Genomic DNA, 24,496 nt, shown 5'->3' on the forward strand with positions numbered 1-24,496 from the left:
GGACATGAAAAGAAGAGACGCACGCACGTCTCTTTTCAGTCCGTCCCCGCAGGTGACAGCCGCGGCTGCGCCTTCTGAAACCATTGCCGGCAGAACATATATATAAGCAGCAAGTCGATAAGATCGCCGCCGTAGTACATGAGCATCGCGCCGGCCTCCGCCTGCGCTGCAGAGATGCCTGCCGGCGGATGGGCATAGATGTATTTCGTCAAAATCCCATGTCCGGCAAGTGCCAGCACAAATACAGTTGCGCGGTACGGAAAGCTGAAGCGGCTTGGCACCGGGTCTATATATATAATAGAAGCGGTAAATAGATATCCGGCGAACAGCACATGGATGTGAATCAGCGTATGCAGGAGCGGGCTGTGGTGCATATGGCCGTACAGGCCGCCGGCGTACAGCACCCAGAGTCCGCCGATGTTCAGCAGTGCGGCAACTACTGGATGGTGGTACACCTGCACAGCCGGACTCCGCAGAAAGCGTGTCACCTGCCGGGCTGCGGCTGTGGGCAGTGTTTTCAGCAGCAGCGTCACCGGGGCTGCCAATACAAGCAAGAGCGGCGCCAGCATGCCGAGCAAGAGGTGCACCAGCATATGGACGGTAAAATCCATGTGCGCCCGCTTCATCAGCAGGACGGCTGTTTCCGCCGCAAACACCCCGGCAATCCAGCACAGCGACCTCAGCTTTGGCCATTCCTGCCGGGACTCAGCCGCCAGATAGACGACAATCGCCAAGGCGAAGGGAAGCGCCCGCAGGATTTCATTCATAGGCTGCCTCCCGCCTCTTCATGAGGTACAGGCCAAGTGCGATGGCGGACACTGCCGCCACGTTCCATAAAATATCGTACGGCAGAATCTCAACATTGTAGCGGATTTGATGCAGGCGCATCACCTTATGCTGGATCGTGCCGTCATAGAAGTTGAAGCCGCCCGCGCCAAGCAGCACCGCTCCCGCCCAGTGCTTCGGCTGCCAGGCTTGCCGCCGGCGCAGATCGGCTACAAGAAAGAGGGAGCCGACTGTGGCGAACCAGCTGACGGCATGAAACAGGCCATCTGATACAAGGCCGATGGCCATGGTCGATTTGTCATAAAAATGATGCCAGTGCAGCAGCTGATGAAAGACGGTTTCATCGATAAAAGCCGCCACGCCAAGCCCGAAGAGGAGACCGGCCCATACATTCTGCTTTTCCATGCTCTCACTCCTTTTTTCCTCAGTGTGGACGGGCGCCGGGCGCTTCAAACATAATTCCGCCGGCTTGTACATATATAAGTAGAAAAACGAGTATGGGAGAGCCTATGGACGAAACGTATATCGGAAGTGCCCTGACTGCAGCCTGTACTGTGCTGGGCGCGCTGCCGGCCATCTTTTTTCAAAATGTGTCACACCGCAAAAAAGACACGCTGCTTGCCTATACAGCGGGCATTATGGTGGCGGCTTCCACCTACGGGCTGATTCCGTCTGCCCTGAAGCTGTCGAATGTGCCTGTTTTAACAATTGGCATTTTGCTTGGGACCGTAACACTGACTATATTGGAGAAGTACATAGCGGGAGGGGAGCAGCACCTGAAGGGATCGCTGAACCGGCGGCGTGCGCTGGTGCTCCTGATGTCCATGAGCATTCATAATTTGCCGGAGGGGCTGTCGGTCGGGGTGAGCTATGCGAGCAACCCGTATGAGCTCGGGCCGCTTGTATCCTTTGCGATGGGGCTGCAGAACATTCCGGAAGGCTTCCTCATGGCGCTTCTGCTTGTGTCGAATGGCATTGCCCCGTTCCGGGCGTTTTTATATGTCACCTTCACCGGGCTTCTGGAGCTGTTCTCCGCCGCCATTGGCATTACGTTTGCCGGTGCCTTTGCCCATTTGATTCCGTATGGCTTGGCATTTGCAGCCGGCTCCATGCTGTTTGTCGTGTACAAGGATTTGATTCCGGAGAGCCACGGCGACGGCAACGAACAGCCGGCCACCTTTTCCTTTATCTTCGGGCTGCTGACGATGATCAGCCTGACGCAATGGCTCAGGTAGGTGTTCACTGCTCCCTGGCTTCCTGAAGCTCCGCTTTTTCCTTTTCCAGCGCTCTGACCTGCCGCTGCAACACGAAGCTGCGGAACAAGCCGATGGAGCCCATGATGAGCCCGCCGAGCAGGGCGGAGCCGAGAATCACGAGGATCAGCGGGATGCTTGCTGTTCCAAACACGTAGCTCACCTGTACAGGCTTCACGTTCACAACTGCGAGCACCGCGATGATGATCGCAAACAGCAGGGCAAAGATAAGATTCCATTGCAGCTTCATGACTTGCCTCCGTTCCTCTTTTCTTTTATTATGCAAAGTAATCCAGCACGACATACAAAGGGAGGAAAAGAGATGCTGTTGTTTGTGTACGGCACATTGCGCAAGGATGAGCATAACCATCATTATCTGGAGGGGGCGGAATGCGTGGCTGAGGTCTGCTGGACGGCGGGGCGGTTGCACGATACCGGCCTTGGCTATCCGGCGCTGGAGGAGGCGGAGGGGCAGGTATACGGAGAATTGTACCGCATCACCGAGGCGCACCTGCCGGCCATTGATGAATTGGAGGACTATGTGGAGGGCAGCACCGACAATTTGTATGAGCGGGTGACCCGGCAGATTATGACGGAAACGGGGGCGCATGAGGCATTTGTGTATGTCATCCATCCGAATTACCGGCATCTGCTGCAGGTGCACCTTGCCGGTGGCGATTGGAGGAAGCGCTGAGCGGGCCGATTCTAATTGTAGGAAAAGCGCGGTGAATTGTAGGAAGCATGCTGTGATTTGTAGGAAAGTCCGTTTGATTTGCAGGAAAAGCAGGCTGACTGTCGGGAATCGCGCTCAATTGTAGGAAAAGCACGGTGAATTGTAGGAAGCCTGCTGTGATTTGTAGGAAAGTCCATTTGATTTGCAGGAAAAGCAGGCTGACTGTCGGGAAGCAAGAGCAAAAAGAGCCAACCCGATGCCGGGTTGGCTCAGCAATTATATCTTGAAGACAGCAACGAGCTCTTCGAGGCTTTGGGACATGCCGCGCAGCTCAGTTGTCGCGGTGCGCATGCTTTCCACCGAAGCAAGCTGCTCCTGCATGGCTGCCGCGGCTTCCTGCGTGCTCACAGAGGAGTGGCGGGAAATGCCGGACAGGTTCTCGACAGAAGCACTCAGCTCTTCTGCGCTGGCTGCCATCTGCTCGGAAGCTGCGGACACCTCTTGGATCTGGGCGCTGACCTGCTCCACCAGTGCCACGATGCTTGCAAAGGTATGGCCTGCTTCCTCCACGACAAGCTTGCCGGCCTTCGCTTCGGCTGTGCCTTTTTCCATTGCCTGCACAGCCTGGTTTGTGTGCCCCTGTATATAGCTGATCAGGTCGCTGATTTGGGCTGCCGATTCGGCGGACTGCTCCGCGAGCTTGCGCACTTCCTCCGCCACAATCGCAAAGCCGCGTCCATGCTCGCCGGCACGGGCTGCTTCAATCGCAGCATTGAGCGCCAGCAGATTCGTCTGATCGGAGATGGAAGAAATCACGCTGATGATCTCGCCGATTTCTTTGGAGCGCATGCCAAGCTCGGCGATGACGCCGGCTGACTGTTCCACTGTTTCATGGAGCGCCGCCATCTGCTGGACAGAGCGTTCAATCGCTGCTTTTCCATCCTTCGCCTGCAGCGCTGCCTGCCGGGAATCCGCAGATACACTGGAGGAGGCCTCCGCAATGACCTGAATGCCCTGAGACATTTCCGTCATGGCGCGCACACTTTCCTCCAGGCTGTTCAGCTGGGTCATGGAGCCGGCTGCGACCTGCTGCATGGCTGCTGTAATCTGCTCGCTTGCCGCGCTTGTCTGGCCCGCATTCTGCTCCAGCTGCTCCGCTGTTTGCAGCACATGCTGCGCATTGTCAGATACCTTGCCGATCATTTGGCGCAGGTTCTCTGTCATGGCATTAAAGTTCTCTGCCATATCGTGGAATTCATCAGCGGAACGAATGTCCAGCTGTGCTGTCATATCGCCCTCCGCCATGACCGTGGACAGAGCATTGACCTTCTGCAGGTTTTTGGAGATATAAGAAATATACAGGTACACGGCAATGCCGATTACGACAAGAGCCACCACGCCGATAACACTGAGTGTCAGCAGCAGCTGATTGGCCGGACCGTTGATTTCGGCATCCGGCATGGTCAGCACCAGCACCCAGCCGGTCTGCTCAATCTTCTCGGCATACACATGAGTGCCGTCTGCCAGCCCGGTTGTTTTATCCTTGGACAGGATGGAAGCAGCCAGCTGCTTCAGTTCTTTGCCGGAATCCTTCTTCAGGTTCGCTTTCATAACTTTGCTGGCATCCGGATTGGCTAGATACACGCCGGAACGGTCCACCAGAAAGGCGGAGCCGGTCTTGCCAACCTTCAGCTTTCGCACCATGGACTGAATCTGGCCGATTTCAATATCGCCTGTTACCACACCCATCAGTTTCTTCTCGGCATTATAAAATGGAATGCTGGCGGTAATGGTCGTGGCATTAATTTTTGGATCATAAAACGGATCGGTGTACACCACTTTGTCTGTCTTGTTTTCGGCACCCATGGAGTACCAAGGCTGGTCCGGATAGTTTACGCTTGGATCGCTGTACTCCTCAGTCAGCTTCACGCGGCTTCCGTCATGGTAGCCGTACGTGGAGAAAAATTTCGTGTCGCCCTTGTACTGATACGGGGCAAAAAAGACACCAAGGCCGTACAGGATATCGCCGTTTTTCTCCAGCATATTTTGCACCATGCTGTGGTAATCCTCCAGCGTATATTGGCCGGCCTTCTGCTCAATGGTGCGGGCAAAGCCCTGAGCGAGAGAGGAGTGGGCCGAAATGCGGGCACGAATCACGTTGGATGTGCTGTCGAGCAAATGGTCCATCTTTTGGTCCGCTTCATTCTGAATCAGCGTACGTGCAAACAAGAAGGATACGCTGGACATAACCAGCAGGGTAACTAGAATAACAGGCAGAATAATAGCAAGCGCCTTTGTTTTAATCGTTCTCAGCACAGCTTCATTTCCTCCTTATGATTATTATAATAAGATTTTATAATATTACTCATTGATTATATCCGGGATGGTCTGACCATGCACTAGGAAGACCCTCCTAATTTTCACATGAAAAACAGCCTGCCCCCATAGGACAGACTGCACATCTTATACTTCAATAATAACCGGCAAAATCATCGGCCGGCGCTTTGTCCGGGCAAATACGAACTGGCTGAGCTTTTCCTTCATTTCCTTCTTCATCACGCTCCACTGATGCACATGCTCCCGCTGCAGGTTGCGCATCGTGGTCGCCACAAGATTGGTAAGCTCGCGGATGAGGTCTTCAGAATCGCGCATATGCACGAAGCCGCGGGAGATGATGTCCGGTCCGGAAATAATTTTGCCCTCGGAACGGCTGAGCGTCACAATGACAACAAGCATGCCATCCTCCGCGAGCTGCTTGCGGTCGCGCAGCACCACCGTGCCGACCTCTCCGATGCTCAGGCCGTCGACATACACGTTGCCTGCCGGAACAGTGCGCGTGCAGCGGGCTTCGCCGCCCTGGATGTCCACGACATCGCCATTTTTAATAATGAAAATATTCTCCGGCTTCACGCCGACGGACTCCGCCAATTGCCGGTGATGATGCAGCATGCGGAATTCGCCGTGGATTGGCACAAAGTATTTCGGCTTCATGAGCGTGAGCATGAGCTTCAGCTCCTCCTGGTAGCCGTGGCCGGAAACGTGCATGCCGGTTGAGCTGCCGGAGCCGTAAATGACGCGGGCGCGCAGCGCGAACAGATTGTCAATCATCCGGGATACGTTGCGCTCATTGCCCGGAATCGGGCTCGCCGCCAGGATGATGGTATCCTCCGGCAGCACCTCCACCCCGCGGAAGCTGTTCGTGGCAAGACGCGCCAGCGCCGCCATCGGTTCGCCCTGGCTGCCGGTGCAAAGAACAGCGACCCGTTCCGGCGGCAGCGTGTTGATGTCCTGCTGCTCAATCAGCATGCCCTCCGGAATGTGGAGATAGCCTTGCTCCATTGCCACATTCACGACATTGACCATGCTGCGGCCAAGCAGGGCGAGCTTGCGGTTTGTTTTCATCGCAGCTTCGACGACCTGTTGGACACGGACGACATTGGAGGCGAAGGTGGAGACGAAAATTTTGCGCTGTGCCTTCAGAAAGGCTTCCTCCATGTGCTTGCCCACCATCTGCTCAGACGGGGTGAAGCCCGGCCGCTCCGCGTTCGTGCTCTCGGAAATAAGGAGGAGCACACCTTCCTCACCGATACGCGCCATTTTATGAATATCCGGATATTGGCCGTTGACCGGGGTCAAGTCGAAGCGGAAGTCGCCTGTATGCACCACAACTCCCTCAGGCGTGTGAAAAGCGATGCCGAGGCAGTCCGGGATACTGTGATTCGTCCGGAAAAAGGTGAGTCTCATCCCCCCAAACTGCAGCTCCGAGTCCAAGGTAATCGTATGTAATTCTGTCTCCCGCTGCAGCCCATGCTCCTGTAGCTTCAGGTCGATGAGCCCGAGCGTAATGCGCGTGGCATAAATCGGGACGTTCAATTGCTTTAAAAAATAGCTGACGCCGCCAATATGGTCCTCATGGCCGTGGGTGACGACGAGCGCCCGCACCCGGTCCCGGTTTTCCAGTAAATATGTCACATCGGGAATGACCAAATCAATGCCGGGCAAGCCCTCATCGGGAAACTTGGCCCCCGCATCCACGACAATGATGTCCTCGTCATATTGAATGGCATACATATTCTTTCCAATTTCGTTAATGCCGCCGAGGGCAAAAAATGATAGTGCTGCCGCCACAGTCCGCGACCTCCTTCAAAAATCTCATTCTTCTGTTACCATTTCCCTATTTTTACCGGTTTTATTCTGCCTGTACCAGCAGAGCCCCTTATAAAACAGCAGCAGGGACGACATGGCAAGGAGATATACGGGCAAGGGGTAAATCAAATGCCAGCCGTGATAGGAAAACACCCGGATGCGGACAAGCAGATATTCAAAGCCGACCGCAAACAGCGACCAAACGACAAAATAGAGGATGGGAGCGAGCTTTCGCGGCTTGAGCCAATCGTACAAATAGATGAACAGGTAGCCGAATGCCGGATATACCCCGTACAGGAGCAAATTAAAGAACCCGTATCGTTTCATATCGGTAATATCGTACAGGTCGTACGGAGCAACACCCAGTGTGTGGTCCGCGATTTTCGGAAAAGAAATGCTCAACAGTACAAGCAGTGGCGTAATGTCGCCGGGCAGCCTGCGCTCCCAGGAGAAGGTGACCAGCAGCAGGAGCACGAGGATGCACAAAAACAGAGACAGGATCATAGCGTCTTATTGCAGGTGAAAGCCGTGCTGCTGCAGGGTGATGACGATGCGCTCCTGTGAGACGAGCGTGTCGTCATACTGGATTTTCACCTCGCCGTCGCTCGTATCCACAAGCGCGCGTTCCACACCGTGCAAATCCTTCAGAATGCCCTCAAGCGCCTGGATGGACTCTGCGGAATTTGCGTCTGTAACATGTAACGTTGCTTCAGCCATTCGTAAAACCTCCTTATTTATACATGCTTAGTATGAGCAGAATGAGGGCAAGTACACATGCTATGTAATCTGCATGTCATTTCCAATATGTGCATAGCCGGAGGGAGAGGAAAACGATTGCTTTAAAGTTTTATAAATATATAATTAGATATATAAATTATAAAACGAATTACAGGGGGTACCCATTTGAAAAAAGCTGCTATTGCTGCTTCTCTTGCTCTCATGACAAACACACTCCTTCCGCAAAGCTCCCAGGCCGTCACATCCGTATCCACACCGAACTACACCCCGGCAGCGTGGCCTGCCGATTTTGACACATATACAAAGAAGAACGGGCAGCTGATTTTTGATGAAGCAGGCGAATCCGGCATCAGTCCGGGCGCAGCTGATTTGACAAGCGGCCTGGATGATGGCACAGGCACAAAGCCGACTGTGTACTACTCCTCTGACGGCACCAATATGTTTTTCCGTATTCGCATTAAGGATGATCCGTATGATGTGAAGGGCGGCTATACATCGACGTTCTGGCTGGTGAACCTGGCGGTGAACGGTGTGCACAAGGCGACAGTCGGCTTGTACGGCAAGGAAACCTCACAGGACTATGTGTACGTGACCGATAACAACGGCGCTACAGTTGTGCCGATTTACAAAACGGACAGCTCAGGCGACCATGTGCCGGGCGCACGCATCGTGCCGGCAGAGAACGGACAATATTTCGTGGACTTCCAGGTGCCGATTGCGGCGATTACACAGGTGGCGCCAAGCATCACCGCGACAACACCGGTGCAAATCTTCTTCGGCTCCTCCCAAGCAGCCAATTTGGCTGTAATCAACAAGGACTACATGAGCGGATCAAGCGTCGTGTTCACGGACCTTATGACAGTCCGCCTCGGCAGTATTCCGGCAGTGAGCATTGACGGGGGCAGCCAACAGACTGTCACGGTGACGCGCCCGACGCTGACCGGCACAACAACAGCAGCGGATGGCAGCCAAGTAAGCTTAGTGATAGACGGCCACACCTACACGGGAACAGTGACCGGCGGCAAATGGAGCATTCCAGTTGCACATGACCTGGCAGCGGGCAGCTATCCGGTGACAGTGACCATTGTGGATGACCTCGGCAATACGATCAAGGATACCCAAACGCTTGTGTGCGATACTGTTGAACTGGCCATTGCGGGGGGCGCGAGAACAGCGGATCCAACACCGGTTGTGGCGGGCACAACTGATGCGGCAGACGGCAGCACGGTAAAGGTGAAGCTTAACAATCATGAGTACACCACAGCGGTATCCGGCGGCACATGGTCCCTGACAGTTCCGGATGGGGATTTGCTCCCTGACGGCTCCTATACAGTAGAAGCGGAGGTAACAGAGACAGGAACGAATCTGAAAGCAAGCACGACAAAGCAGCTCACTGTGGATACGCAAACCCATGTGGAGATTGGCAGCCCGGCTGACGGGGCAGTCGTGACCACAAAGCGGCCAAGTATGGCCGGCACCGTGGAAGAGGGTGCGGCAGTTCAAGTACAGCTGGATGGCGGTGCATGGATGAACGCAACTGTGACAGGAACAACGTGGACGTATACGCCGGCGGCAGACCTTGGCGAGGGCGGCCATACGCTTGTGGTGAAAGCAACGGATGCAGTTGGCAACGAGGCGGTGGACAATGGCTCCTTCCTCGTGGACACAGTAACTACTGTTACAATTGACAGTCCGGCAAACGGCAGCACTGTGCCGCAAAAGCGTCCGGACATCACTGGCACAGCCGAGATCGGCGCAACAGTCGAGGTGCAGGTCGATGGCGGTGCATGGACGGCAGTTCCGCTGGAAGGGCTGCATTGGACGTATCAGCCGGATGCGGACCTCACCGAAGGCAGGCATACCGTGACGGTCCGGACAACGGACGAAGCGGGGAACAAAGCAGTGAAAGCAAGCACATTCACGGTTGGGTTGCCCATCACGACGACGATTCTCGGCGGAGAGGAAGTTGTGACTGCCGATTCAACTCCGATGTTGGCCGGCACAACCGATGCGGCGGACGGCAGCCAGGTGAAGGTGTTCATTACAGATCAAGACGGCAAGGCAGTTCGCATGCTGACAGGCAGCGTGCTGGGAGGCGAGTGGCAGTTTGCACTGGAAGAACCTCTTCCGGCGGGTGTATATACGATTCGGGCCGAGGTGAAAAACAGCATAGGCATGACGGCTGAAGACACACAAACGCTGACTGTCCAACAGGAAGCGGCGGCGCTGAAGCTGTCCACCTCCCGCCAGGCAATCGTGGGCGACGGCCAGTCGCAATCCGAAATTGTGGCAGTGCTGCGCGATAAGGAAGGGCGGCCACTTGTTGGGGAGCACGTCAGGTTTACGGCAGAAGCCGGCACTTTGTCTGCAGCTGAAGCCATCACGGATGCACAAGGACGCGCCGCAGTGGTGCTGACTGCCCCGGACATGAGCGGCACCATCACGCCAACGGTCAAACTGGTGAAGGCTGTTGTGGAGAATGAAGCAAAGGGCCTGTATGCGGAAGAGCAGATTGCGATGCAATTTCTGCCGGCCGCACTGAAGGGGCAGGTCATTGACTCCGTCACGAAAAAGCCGCTCGGCGGGTCTGTGATTACGATTCGCGAGGACTTCAACAGTGACGGTGTGATTGATTTCAACACGAGGGTTGTCACAGACGCGCAAGGAAATTATGAAATTGCGGTGCCGTATGGCAACTGGACGTACAAAATGAAGATCGAGGCCAAGATGAAGTTTAAGGGAGAAGAGGTGCCTTTCAGCTTTGTCCAGCAGGCGACTGTCGGCCAGCTGTCCGGCAACGGCGGCAAGGTGCAGGCGGAGCAAACCTTCTCCGGGCAGCTGCTTGTGGCGGAGCCGGGGACAAATAAGCCGGTGAGCCTGCAGGAGCTGTTTGGCAATGAGGTGACACTGCAGCCGAATGTGCTGAACGACCCATCAAGTTCTCTGCAGGTGCATGTCCACGATGGAGGTACGTTTGAGGTTGCCGGCGGCGAGCCCGGCAAAACGTACGAGGTTGTGCTGAATGTTGTGGCGGATGGCAAGGTGCTTGTCGGCAAGAAGATGTTTGTACAAATTCCGCAAGACGGGGTGGCAGCTGTACAGGCTGAACTTATCGACCCGTACGGCATTGTACGCGACAAGGAAACGGGAAAGGGCGTAACAGGCGCGGAGGTGACGCTGCATTGGGCGGATACCGCACTGAACCGGGCGAAGCACCGTCCAATCGGGGGGCTTGTAGACCTTCCGACGCTGAAGGACTTTGCGCCAAACCAAAACAAAGATCCGCAGTATACAGATCAAACAGGCGCTTATGCCTGGATGGTATATCCGGATGCGGACTACTATATTGTAGCGAAGAAGAATGGCTATGTTGTGTATGACAGCCGCAGCGAGAAACGTGACGTGGCGCAGCAGCCGGGAGAGGACAGCTATATTCATGATGGCGTCATTCATGTGGGGCAAACAATTATGAACTATGACTTCTTCATGTCCCAGCTGTCGGCCGGCGGGCTGAAGATTGCCGACAGAAATGTGGAAACAAAGGTCAACACGGCCGTCACCGGTACAACGAACACGCCTGCCGGCCAAAGCGGGCCGTTCACCTACACGCTGGGCGCCAAGCCGCTGCATGGCACGGCTGTGCTGAACAAGGACGGCAGCTACACGTACAAGCCTGCGGCCAACTACGCCGGCGGGGACAGCTTCACGGTTGTCGTGACGAACGAAAAGGGACAAAAGGGCAGTGCGACTGTGTATGTCGAGGTGGAGCGCAACGCGCTGAAGCTAGCAGATCAGCAGGTGAACCTCGGCTCCGGAGCGGCAGTAAGCGGACGGACGAAGGGAACAGGCCTGGAAGCGGACGGTCTGGTGTACAGCATCGCCGCACAGCCGAAGCATGGCACTGTGGCGATTGGCGCAGATGGAACGTGGACGTATACGAAGACTGGTGATTTCACCGGCCAGGATATGTTCCGGATCCGCGTGAAGGATGCGACTGGCGCCACTGCCACTGGGGCGGTGTATGTGTCCATGGATGGCCTGGAGGTGCGGGAGCTGCCGAAGACGGGTTCGCCAATGGACCGCAGCCTGTTCTTGACACTGGCATCTTTGCTTACGTTGGGCGGCTTCACGCTTCGCCGCCGCAAGCGCACGGACAAGCAATAAAAGCATGGGGGGTGCAGCGGCACCTCCCCTTTTTGTTGTGCACCGGCCGGAGAACGGCTCCTTGGCCGCAGGGTTCGCTTTGTATAAGGGAGAATATCCCGGTATATGATAGGGCACAGGAACGTCCAGGCAGCAGGCTTTTCCTTTTGCTGCCGGGATGCAGAACGGCCTCTTTCTTCATAATAAGAGGAACAGCATGAGAGGGGATATGAGAATGGCTTTCCCACGCACAATCTGTACGGCCCTGCTCTTTTTGTATTTCGGAAGCAGTCCCTTGCAGGCCTCCATATTAAACATCGCCCACGGCGGCGCCTCCGGCTACATGCCGGGGAATACGCTGGCTGCCTTCAAGCTGGCCCGGCAGCTGCACGGCGATTATATCGAAATGGATGTACATATGACGAAGGACGGCCAGCTGGTGGCGATCCATGACGCCACCCTGGACCGGACAACAAATGGGACGGGCTTGATCAAGGAGCATACGCTGGCGGAGATTCAGCGGCTGCGGATGGACATGGTCTGCGAAAATTGTGCAGTGCCCTCCCTGGCCTCCATTCTGGAGCGGTTTGGCACAGGTGCCAGGTACTATATTGAACTGAAGTCGCCATGGAGATATCCCGGCATGGAGAGGAAGCTGCTGGAGGTGCTGTGGACGCATGGGCTGACCGGCCCGCAGGCGCAGCCAGGCGGAGTTATCCTCGAATCCTTTGACGCCCGCAGCCTGCAAACCATCCATCGGCTGGAGCCGGACATTCCCTTAATTCAGCTTGTCGGCAGCACCCCGGCCACAGAGCGGCAGCTGGCAGCGTACCAAACGTATTGCGCCGGCCTCGGCATCCCTTATCAATCCCTCAGCCAAGCCTATGTGCAGCAGGTGCGGAAGCATGGCCTGCAGCTGCATGCCTTCACTGTGAATGAGAAGGCTGACATGCGCCGCCTTGTGGAGTGGGGCGTGACCGGGATTTTTACAGACTTTCCCGACCGTTTGTATGAAGTGTTGCAGGAAATATAGGAAGGGAATGCTGAAAAATAGGTAAGAATCAGCATGGAAAAGATGTATTGCGGGGGATTTTCCGGAGGTGCTACGCTGGATGGCCAGCTGGTTTGATAACATCGCCCCCGTCCTTTGCAAATATGACAGGGGATCAACAGGAATTGTTTCACTTTTTGATTTTTTTGTTTCATTTTCGGAAAGGATTGTTTCAGTTTTTAGATTTTTTGTTTCATCTCATCAGAACGGCACCTCCGGTTTGTTTCATCATCCTCTTGATTGGTTCACGCCAGTAAGCCGCCAAACGAAAAAGGGCGCTGGCCATGTTAGACCAGCGCCCCGACATATGTTCACATAGTACTGATGTCAATTACGAAGCGGTACTTCACATCGGAAGCCAGCACGCGCTTGTAGGCTTCATCAATTTCGTCCGCGGAAATCACTTCAATTTTCGGTGCAATATTGTGCTCCGCACAGAAATTCAGCATTTCCTGCGTCTCGCGGATGCCGCCGATCAGGGAGCCGGCGAAGGAACGGCGATGGCCAATCAGCGAGAATACGTTCACAGCCAGAGGCTCTGGCGGCGCACCGACATTGACAAGCGTGCCATCCAGCGTCAGCAGGGAGAGGTACGCATTGAGGTCAATGGGAGCACTGACCGTGTTGATGATCAGATCAAAGTAACCCGCAAGCTGCTGGAAGGTTGCAGGGTCCTTTGTCGCATAGTGGTTCACGGCCCCGAACTCCAGGCTGTCCTCTTTTTTGCTCAGCGATTGTGACAGCACCGTCACTTCGGCCTCCATGGCATGTGCAATTTTCACTGCCATATGCCCAAGGCCGCCCATCCCGACAACTGCCACCTTCTTGCCCGGGCCGGCGTTCCAATGCTTCAGCGGCGAGTAGGTTGTGATGCCGGCGCAAAGCAATGGCGCTGCCGCGTCAAGCGGAATGCTGTCAGGAATGCGGACGACAAAGCCCTCTGTCACGACAATATGGGTGGAATAGCCGCCTTGTGTAGGCTCGCCGTATTTGTCCACGCCCGCATAAGTCGGGATGTTGCCCTTCAGGCAGTATTGCTCTTCGCCCTTTTGGCAGTTCTCGCATGCGCCGCAGGAGTCCACCATGCATCCAACCCCTACCCGGTCGCCAATCTGATACTTGGTCACCTCAGGGCCGACAGCGGCGACAACGCCTGCAATTTCATGCCCCGGTACAAGAGGATAGTTCACAGGGCCCCATTCGCCGTGGGCTGTATGAATGTCGGAATGGCAAATGCCCGCATAGTGGATCTCAATCAAAACATCGTGTGAATCCAGGTCGCGCCGTTGAATTTCGGCAGCCCGAAACGGTTTGTCCGGTCCGTCGACTGCCCGTGCTTTTGCAATAACCATGCAGAAAACCTCCTGAAATATAATTTTTTTCCATGTCACTATGTTAAGCCCTATAGTTAACTCTAGGTCAACCCTCAAATTTTCGTGGCTTTGACAGACAGCATATGCCGTGATAGAATTTTCGCTAAAAATCAGGGGGAGTAGGGATGAAGACATATTCAATCGGCGAGGCGGCCAAGGAATTGCATCTGACGGTGTACACCTTGCGCTACTATGACAAAGAGGGGCTGATGCCGTTCGTGGAACGGACACCAGGCGGTGCGCGGGTATTTACGGAGTCTGATATCGGCGCTTTGCGAATTATTGAATGCCTGAAGGCCACCGGGATGCCGATCAAGGAGATTAAGACTTTCATTGATTGGTGCGCGGAGGGAGACGCCACGCTGCAGCAAAGATATAACATGTTTTTGGAGCGGAAGGCCATTGTAGAAGCACAGATGGAGGAGCTGAAGCGGACAATGGATTTGATTGAGCATAAATGCTTCTATTATGAGACTGCATTGGATGCAGGCACGGAAGAGATCCATAAGCACGAGGCAAAGCTTGCTGGTACGAGGTAAGGGGAAAGCCGGAGCAAAGGCGTCTCGTATGATGTGAGACGCCTTTTGATGTATTCGAAGTATTCGTTGGAATATTGGCTTTACAGCCCATTAAACCATTCGTCGTCAACAGGCTCCAGCCAGTCTGTTTCCCCTGGCGTGATTGCCAAATGGACAAACCAGCTATCCTTGGTTGCCCCGTGCCAATGCTTGACATGCGGCGGAATATTCACCACATCGCCAGCTTTCAGTAGTTGCGCTGGCTTTCCAGCTTCTTGATACCAGCCTTCGCCTCCTGTAACCAGCAGAACCTGGCCAATTTTGTGGGAGTGCCAGTTATTGCGCGCCCCTGGGGCAAAGGTTACATTCCCAATCGGCGCATTGAGCGGCGTTGGGTCTGTAAACACCATGTGCAAGTATGCATCTCCGATGAAATTTGTCTCAAGCTTTGTTCCTAATGGAAAGATTGTGCTGTTGCTCAGTTCCTCATGAGCCATATTTCCATTCCTCCTTTCCAACTTCTGTTTGCTACAGTATAGACCCTAGAGTGCACTTTAAGTCAAGAGGTGCAATGGCTGTTTCAGCTTGACGTATCTAATGCCGCCTGCATTTCCTGTAAAAACAGCTTCGCGGGGGCGGAAAACATCTGATGCTTTCTCCAAACAATATGCAGGCCGGATGACAGCTGCGGCTGCAGCGGCCGGAAGCAGAGGCTGCTGTCACGGGACGTATTTACAATCTTATCAAGAGCAACTGCATACCCCACCCCTTCATCCACCATAATGGCTGCGTTGTAGGCCAGGTTGTAGGTGGCCGCAATGTTCAGCTTATGAAAGTCCTCCCCAAACCAATCGGCAAACTCATTTTTGGAGAATGTTTGCTTCATCACCTGCCGCGAGCAGATGAGCGGGACCTCCAGTAAATCCGCTGCTTGTATGGCGGCTTTGGCGGCAAGCAGGCTGTCCTTCCGCATCACAACACCCCATACATCCTCGCCCGGCATGTCGATGTAGTTATATTTGGATACATCTGCCGGCTGAATGAGGACGCCAAAGTCCAGCAGCCCTTTGTCGAGCCGTTCCGTCACATCATCTTCATTTCCGCTGTAGAGGTGATAGCGGATATGGGGATACTGAGGCTGTAAATCCTTGACCACCCGCGCAATCTGCCTCATCATGTCCGTTTCTCCGCCGCCTATGTACACATCCCCGCTTATTTCCTCCTCCAGGGAACGGAATTCCGCTTCCATTTTATCGACCATCTCAAGAACTTCTTCCGCTCTCTTTCGCAGGAGCAACCCTTCCTCAGTCAGAAGGATGCTGTGGCTGCTGCGGACAAACAGCTTTTTTCCGAGTTCTTGCTCGAGCTCCTTCAACTGCCTGGACAGGTTCGGCTGGGTCACATGCAAAGCATTTGCAGCGCCTGTAATGCTTCCTTCTCTGGCAACCGCCAGAAAATAGCGTAGTATTCTGAGTTCCATATGAACCACCTCTTCTCACAGTATATACCATTCAGAAATGCCTTTAAAGCATATCTTGATATAAGACATAAGTATTTGGCATAGGGGAAGGATGCCGTTAGAATGGATAACAACAAGGGAGGGTGTTCAAGCCCGGAGCTGAGTGGAGCATCGGCCTGAAAGCAGAGGATGTATGCGATCGGCACACCTGAAACAATTGCCGTCAGTGAAATCATTCTTCGCCCGGCACAGCAGGTAGATTGACAGATAGAGAGGGGGAAGCTTTTTGAGAAAGGGAAATCATGTATTGGTGTTCATCTTAGCTGTAGGCGTATTCGGCATCTTAAATACTGAAATGGGCGTAATTGGGATCTTGCCGGCCATTGCGGATCATTTTCATATCAGCATTGCCAAAGCAGGCTGGCTGGTCAGTTTGTTTGCCCTGGTAGTAGCTGGCGCCGGTCCAACAATGCCACTCTTATTTTCAGGAGTCGACCGGAAGAAGGTCATGCTGCTTGTGCTCGGTGTTTTCGTTCTGGGGAACGTGGTATCCATATTCACCTCCAGCTTCACGGTTCTATTGCTTGCCCGGATCATCCCGGCCTTTTTCCATCCGGTTTATTGCTCATTGGCATTTTCGGTGGCTGCCGCATCCGTAAGCAAGGCGGAAGCTCCCAAAGCGGTTGCGAGAGTATTCGTGGGCGTATCCGCCGGCATGGTGGCCGGCGTGCCAATCGCAAGCTTTATTGCCAGTGCGGTCTCTTTACAAGCGGCGATGGCCTTCTTCGCTGTTGTGAACATCATTGTATTTCTTGCGACATGGGCTGCTGTACCGTCCATGCCGGTTACAGAAAGACTTTCGTACGGTTCACAGTTCTCCGTATTAAAAAAATCTCTGACATGGCTTTCCATCCTGACGGTCATTCTACTAAATGCGGCTATATTCGGCGTATACAGCTATCTGGCGGACTATCTGAAAACGGTAACGCATATGCCTGCCAGTCTCGCAAGCTTCGCCTTGTTCGTGTACGGCGGAGCCAATATAATTGGAAATATGGTAGGCGGCAGGCTGCTGAGTGCCAATGCGAACAAATTCGTTGCCGCTTTTCCTTTTGTATTAGTGGGACTCTACACACTATTATTCTTATTCGGACAGTACAGCCTGCCGATGCTCGCCATCACCTTCATCTGGGGCATCTTGGGTGGAATCGGGGGGAACATCAATCAGTATTGGGTGACATCCGCAGCTTCCGAAGCGCCTGATTTCGCCAACGGCTTATTCATCTCCGCCTGCAACGTCGGCACAACCCTCGGCGCAGCCGCGGGCGGGCTGCTGGTATCGGGACTGGGCACCGGATATGTTGTGTTCCTGGGCATTCTGGCCGCAGTGCTGGGCTGGGTGACAATTAGGGTGAGAAACAATATGTACAGCCCTGTGAAGCAGCTCTCCGCGTAAGAGGGCTTGTTCACAGCAAAAAACCGCTGCGGAGAAGCAGCGGTTTTTTTATTGCAGAACCGCAATCCCGTAGGACAAATATACCTGGTTCTTTCCGTTCACCTTTTTGACGACAGGATCCACGCTCAAGGTAACCACTTCCTCGGAAGTGCCGGGTTTCACCCAGTACGCGCTCATAGAGTAGAATGTTTTGCCGTCCACCTTGGTCGGAAATGCCTTGTAGTTGGTTTCCAAAGGCTTGCCGTACAGCTTTGTCAATCGTTTCACCATGTCATCAAATGTCGCTTTGCTTTTCGCCTGAATGGTCTTGTCGTCTGTTGGCTGGTAGACTGCAGCAGTCATGTCTGCGCCTATTGCTATGCCGCACAGCTTCTCCTGGTTAAAGATCAAGAGTGTCTCAGTCTGCACGCTTCCAATTTGAAATGCCTTGGCACCAGACCAGTTTTTGTAGGTAAATACGCCGTCCGTCACGGTCTTCTTGCCCTCTTTATGGGGGAAGAAAACAGCCTGTGACGCTTGTCCCAATGCTTTCTCCGCATCCATAATCATCATGCCGTACTCCAGCTGCGGCGCAATCTTATTCAAATACTGCCGGCTGCTGGCGGCTGTTTTCAGCTGAACCTTCACCGGTTTTTGCGCAGTCTTCAGCTGGTCGAGCACCGCCTTCGGGACAGCCTCAAATGTCACTTTGCTTTTTTCGATGTACCCGTCCCGGTCCGGGTCCCCACCGGACACATGATAATACTTGCTGTCAGCGGAAAGTGCCAGCAGCGTTTGGCCCTTGGTCACTTTCCATGCCGTATTCACCGTATATTTGCCGGTGCTGCTTTTCGCGGATAAATAGGAATCTGCCCGTACCACAACTCTTCCTGTGATGTCCTTCGTGGCGTATATGTCTCCCCATTTGACAGCAGTGGCGGCATGCGCTGGCTGTACAGGGAGGATGCCAAATAATAAGGGTGCCGCAAGAACTGCGGGAATTAGCTTTTTGAACTTCATTGTGTCCCCCTGGTTTTGTTTTATATGACATATTTATTGTAATTTATCTTGATTCAGGAAACATTCTGTAAAAAATGGAAGCCTAGCGCTTTCTCCCTTCATGTCTACACCATGAAAAAAGAATTGTCTGAAAAATTGATATGCGATATATTGGTTGTATGGAAATTCAGCCAATTAAACGTCTGTCATTTCGGGATGAAGTCTATGGAGCCTTGAAAAAATCAATTATTACCTTGGAGCTGCAGCCGGGGGAACGCCTGAGCGACAAGGAGCTGGCGGAGCGGTTCGGCATCAGCCGGACCCCGGTCAGGGAAGCGCTGAAGCGGCTGGAGGATGAGGGGCTGATTCAATCACTCCCCGGGTCCTCCACTCGTGTGGCGCCATTACAATGGGAGGAGGCAAAGCATGCTTTCACAGTGGTAGCCGCCTTGCACGCGTTGGCGGCCCGGCTGGCATGCCCGGTGTTACAGGAAACAGATATCCAACAGCTGGAGCAGCACAACAAAGAGCTGCATCTCGCAATTGAGGCAGGAGATGTGATTGGAGCGATGGAAGCGGACGAACGGTTTCACCAGGTGTTCCTGGATGCAGCGGGAAATCCGGAAATTGTCGCAGCTTTACGAATGAGCCTGCCGAAAATTCAAAGGCTGGAGGTTTCGCAGTTCACCTCCCAAAACGGGCTCGCCTCGGTTGCGCAGCACGATGGAATCATTGCAGCCTGTAAAAAGAGGGAGCACGAAGCAGTTGTCCGCCTCGTCGAGGAGAACTGGCTCAGTCTTGGCGGGCTGCTCATCTAACAATCAGAAGCGAGGGAAAACAGGTGAAGCCCATTCTAATCGGTATATGCTCCGCACTCTTTTTTGCTTCCACATTCGTTTTGAACGCATCGATGGAATTGTCCGGCGGCAGCTGGATTTGGAGCGCCTCGCTCCGGTATATCTTTATGGTTCCGTTTTTACTCTGTATTGTCATGATGAGAAAAGGCCTGCGCCCGCTCTTTCATGAAATGAAGAAGCAGCCGGGGACGTGGCTGCTGTGGAGCTTCGTCGGATTCGGGCTGTTCTACGCCCCATTATGCTTTGCGTCCGCCTATTCGCCAGGCTGGCTGATTGCAGGCACCTGGCAAATCACTATTATCTCTGGCGCGCTGCTGGCACCGTTGTTTGTGGAAACCATCCAAACAAAGAAGGGACCTGTGCAGATCAGGGGACGGATTGCCTTGAGAGGTCTCATGATGTCGCTCATCATTTTGCTGGGAATCGTGCTCATGCAGGTGGAGCATGCCAAGCGGCTGCCGCTGGAAAGCCTGCTGCTCGGCGTTCTTCCCGTCTTGGTGGCATCGTTTGCCTACCCGCTCGGCAACCGGAAAATGATGGAGGCCTGCGGCGGCAGATTGGACGCGTATCAGCGCGTATTGGGGATGACGCTCGCCAGCCTGCCGTTTTGGCTTCTGCTTTCCATCTACGGCTTCTTCACGGTCGGGCTGCCAAGCGGGGGACAAAGCCTGCAATCGCTGCTGGTGGCGCTTTGCTCCGGCATCATCGCCACGGTTCTGTTCTTCACGGCCACTGATATGGTACGAGGAAATATGCAGCGGCTGGCCGCCGTGGAGGCAACGCAGTCCATGGAGGTGCTGTTTGCCTTGATGGGGGAGCTGCTGTTCCTGTCCATCCCGATGCCGTCTCTGTTGTCCTGGTGCGGGATGCTGGTCGTCACGCTCGGCATGATTTTGCACAGTCTTGTTTCAAATAGAAAGCCGGCAAAGAAGCTGGAGCAGTCTGTGAATATAGGTTGATTTGAATTGCATTGTATGAAGCCGCCTCCAAAGCATGGAGGGGGCTGTTTTTATGTCGTGAAGATTTCTGAGCATGTATTCCTTTTCCAGTCAAAGGGGTGTAAAGCTACACCTATAGAATAATTTTAGACTTGGTTCACAGATAGGGGATGTTGGCATGGGCAGTGTAAAGATAAGAAAGATTCGTATGTTCATACTCTGCTTGTACTGTTTTCCATTTGTGTATGCTGCTATGTATCAGGATTTTCAAAACCGTTCCATGCTTGGGCACTTGCTCGTGATTGCTGCGCTGTTTCTAATCGTTGTAAGTGTCTTCGACCTGCTGCCCCAGCTTTTGGAAATAAGATTGGCGAAAGGAAAAAGGTGACCGTAAAGCACAGAAACAGCAGGCTGCCCAAAAAGCTGAAATTTTGCGGGACCGCATAGAATTTCCGGATGGAACTGTCTTCTGCTATAGCATAACCACCTATAATATGTAATTCTATTAGTATGACAGGTGCTAAAAGCAGTCATTTCTATTACATTGTTGAGGTGGTTCATTTGGAAATCAGACAAGCAAGCCGACAGGACATAGCGGGCATAGCCAAGGTCTACGTTGACGGATGGCAAACTACATATCAGGGGCTGGTGCCCGATTCATACCTCAATGGACTATCCTATGAAGAGGCTGAAGAGCGATGGAATCAATTTTTGGATACTGGGCATGAGCCATTTATATATGTAGTGATAAATGGGGAAGGGAGCATGGCAGGCTTTGCAGCGGGGAGGAGCATGGAGGGAGAACCTTCTGCCGGTGAATTATATGCGCTGTATTTGCGGCAGGAATGCAGAGGCTTGGGCACAGGTAGGCAGCTTGTCGCAGCCGTTGCCCGGCACTTTCAGGAAAGCGGCATAGACTCCATGCTGGTATGGGTTATGGAGCAAAATAAGTCCGGGCTTGGCTTTTATGAACGGCTGGGGGGAAAGGAATACAGCCGCAGAACCAGTACGTTTGGAGAAACAGTGGTGGACGATGTGGCCTATGTCTGGCGTGACATTTCGATACTGTATGAAGCACATGGATCACTGTAGGAAGGGGGATTTTTTTGAAGTATAACAGAGTGGGGACGTCAGGCTTACGGGTGAGTGAAATCAGCTTGGGCAGCTATCTGACCTTCGGGGAAAAGGTTGTAGAGAAAGAGTCTGTTCAGACCATCCATAAGTATGTGTAAGACTAACTATATGAAGATGAAGGGGGCGAATCAAATGTCCACGGTTGAAATCAATGGGGCATCTATACATTATGAAGTTGTCGGAACGGGAGAGCCCATCCTGTTTCTGCACGGAATGGGTGCAAGCTGGCCCATGTGGGAGCCGCAGATTGAGGCATGCAAGGAGCATTTCCAATTCATATTGGTTGATTTGCACTTTCATGGCAAGTCCACGGAACTCGGGGATCAAGCCTTTTCCTACAAAGAGATGATGGAGGACCTGCCAGGGCTGCTGGGGTTGCTTCTGCGCACGTGGTCGGCGTATCAATGGGCGGTGTTGTGGCGCAAATGCTTGCTTACAGCTATCCGGGCTATGTCAAAAGCCTGGTCCTGGCCGATACGTGGTGTGAAATGCCGGATCAGACGAGCAAATTGGTTATGGCTCTTACCGTCCTTTTGACCAAGCTTCTTCCTGTCCAGTTCATCAATTCAGCTACATACTCCCTGTATAAGGGAAAACAGCCGGATCAAGTGTACACGCGGGAGATACTCAGCAAATCGCTCAAATTTACCAAGAAAACGTTCCTTGTCATGAAAACCACGCCGCTTCCTAAGATCAAAGAGCACCTTCATCGCATTGCTGCTGATACGCTGGTGATGTACGGGGACAGAAAGTCATATGGCATTGATGAAGAAAGAGGGGCTGCCTGCGCTGGATGGCGTTTCCTATGAGTATAAGTAAAACAGGCAGCCATTTTTGCAACCTGTCCCTCTCTTTGGGAGGAGTGACAAGTGAAAGGAGCAGGGTGATCTCATCTCTGCTCCTTTCACTTGCTTATGGGAACATGGAAAGTATATGTCAATCTTCTAAGGGCGTTGCAGGTCCTTGTAAATCCAATTGATAAAAGGCAAGATCCAGCCATCTGCCAAATTTGAATCCGGCTTTTTTAATGGTGCCGGAATATGCAAATCCCATGCGCTCATGCATTTTGATGCTGCCTTCATTTGCCGCATCAATGCCGGCCACAAGCGTTGCATATTCCCGCTCGTTCGCAATTTGTATGAGCTCCTGCATTAATTGTGTGGCAATGCGCTGCTTTCTATAATCCTTATGGACATATACAGAATGTTCTATTGTATACTTATAAGCCGGCCAAGGCCGGAAAGGACCGAATGTAGCAAAACCGGCGACTTTGCCGTCCTGTTCGCATACTAAGACGGGATAGCCTTCCTCCAGCTTTTGCTTGTACCACATTTGTCTGCTTTCAAGAGTCTGGGGTTTGTACGTATAGATGGCGGTGGTAGTAAGAATGGCATCATTATAGATGTCCAAAATCTCTATTAAATCTGTTTCAGTAGCTTGTCTGATCATGTTTGTCTCCCTTTCAGCATACGTTTGGCTTTCTATATGTATTGTAGAACTCTCCATGCCTGACGTAAAGCTGAACTTTTTTGTTTCTTGCTTTACTTCCTCAGGGAAATCATCATCTGCGGAGGAGGTTTCTTCTTGGATTACATGTGTTCCTTTCTCAATGGTTTTAGTGTAAAATTACACCATGCAGGGTAATTTTTGTATAACCCGTAGATGGGAGGAAGCTGGCATGGGAAGTGACTGTAATCGCTATACATAAAATGACAGGGAGGTTGCGGGGAAATGAAAAAGATTCCTATATTCATCATTTGCTTGTACTGTTTTCCTTTTGTATATGTTGCTATGTATCAGGATTTTCAGCACCGTTCTATGCTTGGGTACTTACTCATGGTGACAGCGACACCTCTCTTTGCATTCTGCGGCACCTTCTTTGGCAACACAAAGATTCCAATTGCCGGCAATCTATTATCCGCCGCTTCCTCTTTGTATTGGATCAGCAGGATGATGGGAGTTGTGGGGTGGGATGGCTTCTTCAAGCCGCTTACACCTCAGCTGCTGCTGGCTGCTGTGAGTGTCCTCAACCTGCTGCCTCAGCTTTTGGCGATCAAGCTGGCAAGAGGTTTAAACAGCAATCAGAAATGAGGCAAAGAAGAAGGCAGAGGCGGAAACACAGGCGCAGGAATGTACGACCGGCAAAATTTCCTCACACATCCCTTATAATGAATGGTATAATAAGGAAATATTTTTGATGCAAAGGGGGAATTGGTGATGGGAGACTCTCAAGTAAAGAATGTATGGAATGCGGATTTATACGATGAAAAGCATTCCTTCGTATCAGCATTCGGGCGGGGAATTGTGGAGATTTTGGATGCGCAAGAAGGGGAGCGGATTCTGGACCTGGGCTGCGGGACTGGGGAACTGGCAAATCAGCTGCACCAGACGGGGGTCCATATTGTTGGCATGGATAAGTCCGGGGAAATGGTTGCGAAGGCGCAGGCCAAGTATCCCTATATTTCCTTTCAGACGGGAGATGCGGCGGCACTGCCATTTCAAGAGGAATTCGATGCCGTGTTCTCCAATGCAACCCTCCATTGGGTGAAGCCTCCGAAGCAGGCGCTGCAGGGCATCTATCGAAGCTTGCGGCATGGCGGCCGCTTTGTGGCTGAGTTCGGCGGAAAAGGAAACGTCCAAATCATCACGGATGAGATGGTCCGGCAGCTGGAGGCGGCCGGGACAGCGCTTGAAAAAGAGCAGTTTCCCTGGTACTTCCCAAGCATCGGAGAGTACACGGCACTGATGGAGGAGGCCGGGTTCCAGGTCGTCTTTGCCCAGCATTTTGACAGGCCCACACCGCTGGATGGAGAAGAAGGCTTGTGCAACTGGATTCATATGTTCGCCGGCGGCATGCTGGAACACCTGAACCCTGAAGCGAAGGAACAGGTGATTGCAAAAGTGGAAGAGCAGCTCAAGAGCGTCCTTTTCACAAAAGATGGCTGGGTCGCGGACTACAAACGAATTCGGGTGGTTGGAATCAAGTAATCGAT

The 24,496-nt window shown here is 53.1% G+C and carries 25 protein-coding genes and 2 pseudogenes; 15 read left to right on the forward strand and 12 right to left on the reverse strand.

Annotation, left to right across the window (positions count from 1 at the left end; translation table 11 throughout):
• Nucleotides 1–35: 35 nt before the first annotated feature.
• Nucleotides 36–767, reverse strand: a complete 732-nt coding sequence (locus NK662_RS16155) for a cytochrome c oxidase assembly protein (RefSeq protein WP_254759977.1) — start codon at nucleotides 765–767, stop codon at nucleotides 36–38.
• On the reverse strand, nucleotides 760–1,191 hold the full coding sequence (locus NK662_RS16160; RefSeq protein WP_254759978.1) for a DUF2243 domain-containing protein: 432 nt from the start codon (nucleotides 1,189–1,191) through the stop codon (nucleotides 760–762). Before NK662_RS16160 ends, NK662_RS16155 begins: the two co-directional genes overlap by 8 nt.
• A 104-nt stretch (nucleotides 1,192–1,295) precedes the next feature.
• On the opposite strand from NK662_RS16160, the gene NK662_RS16165 reads away from it, so the two are divergent.
• A complete protein-coding gene (locus NK662_RS16165; protein ID WP_254759979.1) occupies nucleotides 1,296–2,021 on the forward strand; it encodes a ZIP family metal transporter in 726 nt (241 codons plus the stop codon).
• A 4-nt stretch (nucleotides 2,022–2,025) separates the two neighbouring features.
• On the opposite strand, the gene NK662_RS16170 is transcribed toward NK662_RS16165, so the two are convergent.
• Nucleotides 2,026–2,289, reverse strand: coding sequence for a LapA family protein (locus NK662_RS16170; RefSeq protein ID WP_254759980.1), 264 nt, complete (start codon nucleotides 2,287–2,289; stop codon nucleotides 2,026–2,028).
• A gap of 72 nt (nucleotides 2,290–2,361) precedes the next feature.
• Between NK662_RS16170 and NK662_RS16175 the strand changes: the two genes are divergently transcribed.
• Nucleotides 2,362–2,733, forward strand: a complete 372-nt coding sequence (locus NK662_RS16175) for a gamma-glutamylcyclotransferase family protein (protein WP_254759981.1) — start codon at nucleotides 2,362–2,364, stop codon at nucleotides 2,731–2,733.
• A 255-nt stretch (nucleotides 2,734–2,988) separates the two neighbouring features.
• On the opposite strand, the gene NK662_RS16180 is transcribed toward NK662_RS16175, so the two are convergent.
• The 4 genes from NK662_RS16180 to NK662_RS16195 all read right to left on the reverse strand — a co-directional run bounded on the left by NK662_RS16180 (nucleotide 2,989) and on the right by NK662_RS16195 (nucleotide 7,575).
• Nucleotides 2,989–5,028, reverse strand: a complete 2,040-nt coding sequence (locus NK662_RS16180) for a methyl-accepting chemotaxis protein (RefSeq protein ID WP_254759982.1) — start codon at nucleotides 5,026–5,028, stop codon at nucleotides 2,989–2,991.
• A 147-nt stretch (nucleotides 5,029–5,175) separates the two neighbouring features.
• Complete coding sequence (locus tag NK662_RS16185; protein ID WP_368736070.1) at nucleotides 5,176–6,840, reverse strand: ribonuclease J; 1,665 nt, start codon at nucleotides 6,838–6,840, stop codon at nucleotides 5,176–5,178.
• A gap of 24 nt (nucleotides 6,841–6,864) precedes the next feature.
• On the reverse strand, nucleotides 6,865–7,362 hold the full coding sequence (locus tag NK662_RS16190) for a hypothetical protein (RefSeq protein WP_254759983.1): 498 nt from the start codon (nucleotides 7,360–7,362) through the stop codon (nucleotides 6,865–6,867).
• Between the two features lie 6 nt (nucleotides 7,363–7,368).
• Nucleotides 7,369–7,575, reverse strand: a complete 207-nt coding sequence (locus tag NK662_RS16195; RefSeq protein WP_254759984.1) for a heavy-metal-associated domain-containing protein — start codon at nucleotides 7,573–7,575, stop codon at nucleotides 7,369–7,371.
• Between the two features lie 186 nt (nucleotides 7,576–7,761).
• Here NK662_RS16195 and NK662_RS16200 point away from each other — a divergent pair, with 186 nt between their 5' ends.
• Together NK662_RS16200 and NK662_RS16205 are read left to right on the forward strand one after the other, a co-directional pair.
• The gene (locus NK662_RS16200; protein ID WP_254759985.1) at nucleotides 7,762–11,760 is read left to right on the forward strand and encodes an Ig-like domain-containing protein; all 3,999 of its coding nucleotides are present in this window, start codon (nucleotides 7,762–7,764) and stop codon (nucleotides 11,758–11,760) included.
• A 214-nt stretch (nucleotides 11,761–11,974) separates the two neighbouring features.
• On the forward strand, nucleotides 11,975–12,772 hold the full coding sequence (locus NK662_RS16205) for a glycerophosphodiester phosphodiesterase family protein (RefSeq protein ID WP_254759986.1): 798 nt from the start codon (nucleotides 11,975–11,977) through the stop codon (nucleotides 12,770–12,772).
• A gap of 329 nt (nucleotides 12,773–13,101) precedes the next feature.
• Here NK662_RS16205 and NK662_RS16210 read toward each other — a convergent pair whose 3' ends face one another.
• Nucleotides 13,102–14,142 (reverse strand): NAD(P)-dependent alcohol dehydrogenase, encoded by a 1,041-nt coding sequence (locus tag NK662_RS16210; RefSeq protein ID WP_254759987.1) that lies wholly within the window; start codon nucleotides 14,140–14,142, stop codon nucleotides 13,102–13,104.
• Nucleotides 14,143–14,288: 146 nt separating this feature from the next.
• Here NK662_RS16210 and NK662_RS16215 point away from each other — a divergent pair, with 146 nt between their 5' ends.
• Nucleotides 14,289–14,702 (forward strand): MerR family transcriptional regulator, encoded by a 414-nt coding sequence (locus NK662_RS16215; RefSeq protein ID WP_254759988.1) that lies wholly within the window; start codon nucleotides 14,289–14,291, stop codon nucleotides 14,700–14,702.
• An 80-nt stretch (nucleotides 14,703–14,782) separates the two neighbouring features.
• Here the strand turns inward: NK662_RS16215 and NK662_RS16220 are convergent, their stop codons facing one another.
• Nucleotides 14,783–15,178 carry a cupin domain-containing protein gene (locus NK662_RS16220; RefSeq protein WP_254759989.1) on the reverse strand — a complete coding sequence of 132 codons (396 nt, stop codon included), beginning with the start codon at nucleotides 15,176–15,178 and terminating at the stop codon, nucleotides 14,783–14,785.
• Nucleotides 15,179–15,261: 83 nt separating this feature from the next.
• Complete coding sequence (locus NK662_RS16225) at nucleotides 15,262–16,161, reverse strand: LysR family transcriptional regulator (RefSeq protein ID WP_254759990.1); 900 nt, start codon at nucleotides 16,159–16,161, stop codon at nucleotides 15,262–15,264.
• 265 nt (nucleotides 16,162–16,426) lie between these two features.
• On the opposite strand from NK662_RS16225, the gene NK662_RS16230 reads away from it, so the two are divergent.
• Nucleotides 16,427–17,596 carry an MFS transporter gene (locus tag NK662_RS16230; RefSeq protein ID WP_254759991.1) on the forward strand — a complete coding sequence of 390 codons (1,170 nt, stop codon included), beginning with the start codon at nucleotides 16,427–16,429 and terminating at the stop codon, nucleotides 17,594–17,596.
• A 48-nt stretch (nucleotides 17,597–17,644) separates the two neighbouring features.
• On the opposite strand, the gene NK662_RS16235 is transcribed toward NK662_RS16230, so the two are convergent.
• Nucleotides 17,645–18,595, reverse strand: coding sequence for a hypothetical protein (locus tag NK662_RS16235; RefSeq protein ID WP_254759992.1), 951 nt, complete (start codon nucleotides 18,593–18,595; stop codon nucleotides 17,645–17,647).
• A 140-nt stretch (nucleotides 18,596–18,735) separates the two neighbouring features.
• Here NK662_RS16235 and NK662_RS16240 point away from each other — a divergent pair, with 140 nt between their 5' ends.
• From NK662_RS16240 to NK662_RS16260, 7 genes and pseudogenes are all read left to right on the forward strand, one after another.
• Nucleotides 18,736–19,392: a GntR family transcriptional regulator gene (locus tag NK662_RS16240; RefSeq protein ID WP_438503632.1), complete on the forward strand. Its 657-nt coding sequence runs from the start codon at nucleotides 18,736–18,738 to the stop codon at nucleotides 19,390–19,392.
• Between the two features lie 23 nt (nucleotides 19,393–19,415).
• A complete protein-coding gene (locus NK662_RS16245; protein ID WP_254759994.1) occupies nucleotides 19,416–20,390 on the forward strand; it encodes a DMT family transporter in 975 nt (324 codons plus the stop codon).
• A 157-nt stretch (nucleotides 20,391–20,547) separates the two neighbouring features.
• Entirely contained in the window at nucleotides 20,548–20,757 is a 210-nt protein-coding gene (locus NK662_RS16250) for a hypothetical protein (protein ID WP_254759995.1), read from the forward strand.
• A 122-nt stretch (nucleotides 20,758–20,879) separates the two neighbouring features.
• Entirely contained in the window at nucleotides 20,880–21,461 is a 582-nt protein-coding gene (locus NK662_RS16255) for a GNAT family N-acetyltransferase (protein ID WP_254759996.1), read from the forward strand.
• Between the two features lie 14 nt (nucleotides 21,462–21,475).
• The gene (locus tag NK662_RS23620) at nucleotides 21,476–21,601 is read left to right on the forward strand and encodes a hypothetical protein (RefSeq protein ID WP_279664890.1); all 126 of its coding nucleotides are present in this window, start codon (nucleotides 21,476–21,478) and stop codon (nucleotides 21,599–21,601) included.
• A gap of 34 nt (nucleotides 21,602–21,635) precedes the next feature.
• A pseudogene (locus NK662_RS23775) lies at nucleotides 21,636–21,842 on the forward strand (alpha/beta fold hydrolase); the annotation flags it as partial.
• 41 nt (nucleotides 21,843–21,883) lie between these two features.
• Nucleotides 21,884–22,312, forward strand: a pseudogene (locus tag NK662_RS16260) (alpha/beta fold hydrolase); the annotation flags it as partial.
• Between the two features lie 127 nt (nucleotides 22,313–22,439).
• Here NK662_RS16260 and NK662_RS16265 read toward each other — a convergent pair.
• The gene (locus NK662_RS16265; protein ID WP_254759998.1) at nucleotides 22,440–22,952 is read right to left on the reverse strand and encodes a GNAT family N-acetyltransferase; all 513 of its coding nucleotides are present in this window, start codon (nucleotides 22,950–22,952) and stop codon (nucleotides 22,440–22,442) included.
• A 282-nt stretch (nucleotides 22,953–23,234) separates the two neighbouring features.
• Between NK662_RS16265 and NK662_RS16270 the strand changes: the two genes are divergently transcribed.
• Both NK662_RS16270 and NK662_RS16275 read left to right on the forward strand, forming a co-directional pair.
• Nucleotides 23,235–23,594 (forward strand): hypothetical protein, encoded by a 360-nt coding sequence (locus NK662_RS16270; RefSeq protein WP_254759999.1) that lies wholly within the window; start codon nucleotides 23,235–23,237, stop codon nucleotides 23,592–23,594.
• A gap of 126 nt (nucleotides 23,595–23,720) precedes the next feature.
• Complete coding sequence (locus NK662_RS16275; protein ID WP_254760000.1) at nucleotides 23,721–24,491, forward strand: class I SAM-dependent methyltransferase; 771 nt, start codon at nucleotides 23,721–23,723, stop codon at nucleotides 24,489–24,491.
• Nucleotides 24,492–24,496 lie beyond the last annotated feature (5 nt).

Source organism: Ectobacillus ponti, from assembly GCF_024294785.1.
Classification (GTDB): Bacteria; Bacillota; Bacilli; order Bacillales; family Bacillaceae_G; genus Ectobacillus; species Ectobacillus ponti.